General features: G+C 71.7%; 6 protein-coding genes. 2 read left to right on the plus strand and 4 right to left on the minus strand.

The window, feature by feature from the left end:
• Nucleotides 1-117: 117 nt before the first annotated feature.
• Nucleotides 118-576 carry a DUF3017 domain-containing protein gene (locus tag AOK08_RS05180; protein WP_241826840.1) on the minus strand — a complete coding sequence of 153 codons (459 nt, stop codon included), beginning with the start codon at nucleotides 574-576 and terminating at the stop codon, nucleotides 118-120.
• A 67-nt stretch (nucleotides 577-643) separates the two neighbouring features.
• The gene (locus AOK08_RS05185) at nucleotides 644-1,498 is read right to left on the minus strand and encodes a bifunctional methylenetetrahydrofolate dehydrogenase/methenyltetrahydrofolate cyclohydrolase (protein ID WP_055524076.1); all 855 of its coding nucleotides are present in this window, start codon (nucleotides 1,496-1,498) and stop codon (nucleotides 644-646) included.
• Nucleotides 1,499-1,805: 307 nt separating this feature from the next.
• Here AOK08_RS05185 and AOK08_RS05190 point away from each other — a divergent pair, with 307 nt between their 5' ends.
• Nucleotides 1,806-2,450: a hypothetical protein gene (locus tag AOK08_RS05190; protein ID WP_055524079.1), complete on the plus strand. Its 645-nt coding sequence runs from the start codon at nucleotides 1,806-1,808 to the stop codon at nucleotides 2,448-2,450.
• A 67-nt stretch (nucleotides 2,451-2,517) separates the two neighbouring features.
• Here the strand turns inward: AOK08_RS05190 and purH are convergent, their stop codons facing one another.
• Both purH and purN read right to left on the minus strand, forming a co-directional pair.
• Nucleotides 2,518-4,110, minus strand: a complete 1,593-nt coding sequence (gene purH, locus AOK08_RS05195; protein ID WP_241826841.1) for a bifunctional phosphoribosylaminoimidazolecarboxamide formyltransferase/IMP cyclohydrolase — start codon at nucleotides 4,108-4,110, stop codon at nucleotides 2,518-2,520.
• Entirely contained in the window at nucleotides 4,107-4,736 is a 630-nt protein-coding gene (gene purN / locus AOK08_RS05200; RefSeq protein ID WP_055524081.1) for a phosphoribosylglycinamide formyltransferase, read from the minus strand. Before purN ends, purH begins: the two co-directional genes overlap by 4 nt.
• Nucleotides 4,737-5,044: 308 nt before the next feature.
• On the opposite strand from purN, the gene AOK08_RS05205 reads away from it, so the two are divergent.
• Nucleotides 5,045-5,857, plus strand: coding sequence for a hypothetical protein (locus tag AOK08_RS05205; protein ID WP_055524083.1), 813 nt, complete (start codon nucleotides 5,045-5,047; stop codon nucleotides 5,855-5,857).
• Nucleotides 5,858-6,000: the final 143 nt, after the last annotated feature.

A 6,000-nucleotide genomic window follows, 5' to 3' on the forward strand; every position in this document is an offset into this window, starting at 1 on the left:
ACGGTCCGGTCCACGTACGGTCCGGTCCACGTACGGTCCGGTCCGCACGCGGTTCTGTCGGCACGCGGTCCATCCGCGCGCGGTCCCGTCGCCACGCGGTTCTGTCGGCGTGTGGTCCTATCCGCCCTGGCCGCGGATCGTGTAGTGCAGCGCGTCGTCCAGGAACGGGATCCTCAGCCAGGGATCCGGCTGCGCCATCATCGACAGCATCGCGATGACCGTACCGAGCACGATGTACGTCACCATGTCCGTGAACCGGGACCGTACGGCGAGCATGCCGACGTCCGGCATCACCCAGCGCAGCACCGCGCCGGCCAGCAGCGCGGCCCCGATCAGCAGCGTCCCGAAGCGGAACACGTCGAGCGCGGTCAGCAGCAGCCCGAGTCCGACCGCGCTCAGCACGGCGAGGATCGGCCACTGCCGGACAGGCGCGGGCGCGTCCCCCGGAGCCGCCCGGCCGCCTCCCTCGGGGCGCGCGGTGTCGCGCGTGAAGAGGGGGAAGCGCCGCGTCGCCCGCCGGGGACGGCCTTGGGTGTCGGGCGCGCTGACGGGGTCGACGGCGGTGGGCTCGGGCACCTCACCGGGCACCGGCGCAGACGCCGGTGCGGATGCCGACGTGGGCTCGGCCCGCCTGTCCCGCGCCTCAGCCGACACTGCGCTCCGCCGCCTCGACCACGTTGACGAGCAGAAGGGCGCGGGTCATCGGGCCGACCCCACCGGGGTTCGGGGAGATCCAGGCGGCGACCTCGGCGACGTCCGGGTGGACGTCTCCGACGATCTTGCCTTCGGCGGAGCGCGAGACACCGACGTCGAGGACGGCGGCGCCGGGCTTCACGTCCTCGGCGCGGACCAGGTGGGCCGAGCCGGCGGCGGCGACGATGATGTCGGCGCGACGGAGATGGGCGGCCAGGTCACGCGTACCCGTGTGGCACTGCGTCACCGTCGCGTTCTCGCTGCGCCGGGTGAGCAGCAGCGGCATCGGGCGGCCGATGGTGACACCGCGGCCGACGACCACGACCTCCGCGCCCTTGATCTCCACGCCGTGGGCGCGGAGCAGGGTGAGGATGCCGTTGGGGGTGCAGGGCAGCGGGGCCGGCTCGTTCAGGACGAGGCGGCCGAGGTTCATCGGGTGGAGGCCGTCGGCGTCCTTGTCCGGGTTCATCAGTTCGAGAACGCGGTTCTCGTCGATGCCCTTGGGGAGCGGCAGCTGGACGATGTAGCCGGTGCAGGCCGGGTCCTCGTTCAGCTCGCGGACGACCGCCTCGATCTCCTCCTGGGTGGCCGTGGCGGGCAGTTCGCGCTGGATCGAGGCGATGCCCACCTGCGCGCAGTCGCGGTGCTTGCCCGCGACGTACTTCTGGCTGCCGGGGTCTTCCCCGACGAGGATCGTGCCGAGGCCGGGCGTGACTCCCTTCTCCTTCAGCGCCGCCACGCGGGCGGTCAGGTCGGACTTGATCGCGGCTGCGGTGGCCTTGCCATCGAGAATCTGGGCGGTCATGCCCCCATCCTCGCGGATGACCGCCTCCGGGATCCAATCCGGGTACCCATCCATGTACCGGGCCCGGTACCGAACGGGTATTCACCCATGTCCGCGAATGATCGCGGATGTTGCACTTGCACAACACACGCACCGTCCTGCTGGACAAGCGCAACCGAACTAAAGAACGATAAAACGGCAAGCAGGCAGCACAGTGCCGCGGGCAGGGCCGGGGGCGGACCGCATCTGTACGACTCCGTACGACAACCTTCCTCCGTTCGGTGCCTCGCGCCGTCCCCGCACTTGACGCAACGGAGGAAGTCCCGCCATGAGTTTCGGCGACCCGAGCAACCCGTACGGCCCGCCCCAGCAGCAGCCCGAGCAGCCGGCACCCGGGTACGGCCACCCCCAGCAGACCCCGCCCCAGCAGCCCGGCTACGGCTACCCGACCGCCCCGCCGCTCGAACAGCAGGGCTACGGGCAGGGCTACGGCCAGGGATACGGGCAGCCGGGCTACGGCTACCCGGGCGGTCCGCTCACGATGCCGAGCAATGTGAAGAGCGCCCGCGTGATGCTGTTCGTCATCGCGGGTCTCCAGGTGATCGGCGCCCTCCTCATCGCCGCCGGCGCCGTCGGGATCAGCGCCGCGAAGAACGACCAGCAGCTCAAGAACAACGTCGACTTCCAGAAGATCGCCGACTACTCGGCCGGCGCCCTGTGGGGCTTCGCCGTGTTCGCCCTCGCCTGGGGCATCTTCGCGATCGTGCTGGGCGCGAAGTTCGGCACCGGCGGCAGCGGCCTCCGGGTCACCACCCTGGTGTTCGCGATCACCACCGCCGTACTCGGCGTCTACCCGTTCTTCGTCATCGGCGTGGTCCACATCGTGCTCGCGGTGCTCGTCGCCGTGTTCATCGGCAAGGCGGAAGGCGCGGCCTGGTTCAACCGCTCGAAGCACCCGGCGGCCCATCAGTAGGCGGCGGCGCTCATGCCTCGGCCCCTGCCTGAGTCTCAGGCAGGGGCCGAGGCACAAAGGTATGGGCTCAGTGGAAGAAGTGCCGCGTCCCCGTGAAGTACATCGTGACGCCGGCCTTCGCCGCCGCTTCCACGACCAGCTCGTCCCGGACCGAACCGCCGGGCTGGACCACGGCCTTGACGCCGGCCGCCGTCAGGATCTCCAGGCCGTCGGGGAACGGGAAGAACGCGTCCGAGGCCGCGTACGCGCCGCGCGCCCGCTCCTCGCCCGCCCGCTCGACCGCCAGCTTCGCCGAGTCGACGCGGTTGACCTGGCCCATGCCGACGCCGACCGAGGCGCCGTCCTTGGCCAGCAGGATGGCGTTGGACTTGACGGCCCGGCACGCCTTCCAGGCGAAGGAGAGTTCCGCGAGCTCGGACTCGGAGAGCGCCTCGCCCGTCGCCAGGGTCCAGTTGGCCGGGTCGTCGCCGTCGGCCTGGAGACGGTCCGTCACCTGGAGGAGCGCGCCCCCGTCGATGGGCTTGACCTCGGCGGGGTGGGCGGGCGCGGCCGGGGCCTTCAGCACGCGGATGTTCTTCTTCTTGGCGAGGGCTTCGAGGGCGCCGTCCTCGTAGTCGGGCGCGACGATGACCTCGGTGAAGATCTCGGCGACCTGCTCGGCCATCTCCTTGGAGACCGGCCGGTTGACCGCGATGACCCCGCCGAACGCCGACAGCGGGTCGCACGCGTGTGCCTTGCGGTGCGCCTCGGCGACGTCCGCGCCGACCGCGATGCCACAGGGGTTGGCGTGCTTGATGATCGCGACACAGGGCTCGGTGTGGTCGTACGCGGCACGGCGGGCGGCGTCCGTGTCCGTGTAGTTGTTGTACGACATCTCCTTGCCGTGCAGCTGCTCGGCCTCGGCGAGACCGGTGCCCGTGCCGTCGACGTAGAGCGCGGCGGGCTGGTGCGGGTTCTCGCCGTAGCGCAGCGTGCTCTTGCGCTCCAGGGCGGCGGCGATGAAGTCGGGGAACTGCGACTCGTCGGCGGGCGCGTAGGCGCTCGCGAACCAGCTCGCCACCGCGATGTCGTACTCGGCGGTGTGCCGGAAGGCCTCCGCCGCCAGCCGCTTGCGGGCGGTGAGGTCGAAGCCGCCGTCCTTCGCCGCGGCCAGCACGTCGGCGTAGCGCGCCGGGCTGGTGACCACGGCCACGGACGGGTGGTTCTTGGCGGCGGCGCGGACCATCGACGGGCCGCCGATGTCGATCTGCTCCACGCACTCGTCCGGCGAGGCGCCGGAGGCGACCGTCGCGCGGAACGGGTAGAGGTTCACGACGACCAGGTCGAAGGGCTCGACGCCCAGCTCGGCGAGCTGGTTGCGGTGGTCCTCCAGACGCAGGTCGGCGAGGATGCCCGCGTGCACCTTGGGGTGCAGGGTCTTGACCCGGCCGTCCAGGCACTCGGGGAAGCCGGTCAGCTCTTCCACCTTGGTGACGGGGACGCCGGCGGCGGCGATCCGGCCCGCGGTCGATCCCGTGGAGACGAGCTCCACACCGGCCTCGTGCAGGCCACGGGCCAGCTCTTCCAGGCCGGTCTTGTCGTAGACGCTGACGAGCGCCCGGCGGATGACCCGCTTGTCGCTCTCGGCCGTGACAGTGTTGTCGGCGATGTCGGCGGTCACTGGATAACTACCTTTCGTCCCTCAATGCGATAGCCGTTGCGGGCGAGCCGCCCCACGACATCGACGAGCAGCCTTCGCTCGACTTCCTTGATGCGCTCGTGCAGAGCGCTCTCGTCGTCCTCGTCCCGGATCTCCACCACGCCCTGAGCGATGATCGGTCCGGTGTCGACGCCGTCGTCGACGAAGTGGACGGTGCAGCCGGTGACCCTGGCGCCGTACGCGAGCGCGTCGCGAACGCCGTGGGCCCCCGGAAAACTGGGCAGCAGGGCGGGATGCGTGTTGACGGTCCGCCCGCCGAACAGGGCCAGGAACTCCTTGCCCACGATCTTCATGAACCCGGCGGACACCACCAGATCGGGTTCGTACGCGGCCACCGCCCCGGTGAGCGCCGCGTCCCACTCCTCCCGGGTGGCGTGGTCCTTCACCCGGCACACGAAGGTCGGCAGCCCGGCACGCTCCGCGCGCGCGAGCCCCTCGATGCCGTCACGGTCGGCCCCGACGGCGACGATCCCGGCCCCGTAGGCCTCGGTGCCGTCGGCCGCGATGGCGTCCAGCAGCGCCTGGAGGTTCGTACCGGATCCGGACACCAGCACGACGACGCGCTTGGCGGCCTGGGGCTCGGCCACGGCGGGGCCCTTTCTCGGGGGAGTGTTTGTACGGTCGTACGAATGCTTCGCGCCCCGGGATACGGGGAAGTCTACGAAGCGGCCGACCGCCAGCAACGATACCGGCACTCCGGACAGCCCCCACGGGACGGGGGCGTGGCCGGAAGGTAGCGTCTGGGAGGAGCAGCTCCGGGAACGCGGCCGTCATGCGGTGCGTTCACGGGGTGACGGCTCCTGCCGAACAGCCGCAAATCGGCAGCCACACCGATCGCCGTAAACGACAGCCGTGGACCAACGGCCGTGATCAACAAGGGGAAGACGCTCACTTGATGTCGGACCGCAGCCCGCGACTCCTCACGCTCTCCCCGCAGTCCGTGCTGCTGCGGGAGCGCCCCACGTCGCCGCCCGACGCGCCCTCGGACGGGAGCACGGGCGCGAACACGGGCGGGAAGCACGGCGACACCGGCGCGAACGGCGACGGTCGGGGGAGTACGGCCCAGGACGACAACCCGTTCGCCGCGCCGCCGGAGGGCACACCGGACAAGCCCTGGCAGCCCCGGCGTCCGGCGGGCGACGACGCCTCCGGCGACGGCGGGCACTCCCCGTGGGGCAGTCAGTGGAGCGACCGGCAGCCCGGCCGTTCCCCGGGCGTCTTCGGCGACCGCTCCGGCCGGCCCGGCGGCCCCCAGGGCCCCGAGGGCCAGGGCGACGGACCGGGCGGCAACCCGCGCTGGGACCCGGCGGACCCGGCCCAGCGCCAGGCGCGGTACGCACTGCTGAGCGGTATGTGGGCCTTCTTCTTCGTCCTCTACGGCTGGCAGTACGTGGCACTGCTGCTCGGCGCGCTCGCCCTGCACTGGGGCATCAGCTCCCTGCGCGCCAAGCCCCGCACCGCCGACCCGGACACCCCGGCGCCCCCGCAGGGCACCGGCGTCGGGGGCCGGCAGCAGCGGACGGCCGCGATCAGCGGCCTGGTCACGGCATCCCTGGCGCTCTCCATGGTCGCCGCGAGCTTCAGCCTCCAGTTCGTGTACCGCGACTACTTCACGTGCACGAACGACGCCCTCACGACCACCGCCCAGAAGGCCTGCGCCGACCAGCTCCCGAAGCAGCTCAGGAACGTGCTCGGCGCGAACAACTGAACGAGGCCCGCTGCCGCGCTCCCGGCTACGGCTCCTCCGGCTCCGGTGGCGCCGTGGCCGACGCCTCCTTGAGCGCCGCCCAGCGTGCCTCGCGGGACGCGGTGTCGTCGTACCAGGGCGAGGGGGAGGGGGACGGCGAGGGG

The sequence above is a fragment of the Streptomyces graminilatus genome, from assembly GCF_001418565.1.
Lineage (GTDB): Bacteria > Actinomycetota > Actinomycetes > Streptomycetales > Streptomycetaceae > Streptomyces > Streptomyces graminilatus.

Bases quoted from the DNA above. Each gene is read 5' to 3' on its own strand.
- AOK08_RS05185 (WP_055524076.1), bottom strand. From the start codon at position 1,498: ATGACCGCCCAGATTCTCGATGGCAAGGCCACCGCAGCCGCGATCAAG.
- AOK08_RS05205 (WP_055524083.1), top strand. From the start codon at position 5,045: ATGTCGGACCGCAGCCCGCGACTCCTCACGCTCTCCCCGCAGTCCGTG.
- AOK08_RS05190 (WP_055524079.1), top strand. From the start codon at position 1,806: ATGAGTTTCGGCGACCCGAGCAACCCGTACGGCCCGCCCCAGCAGCAG.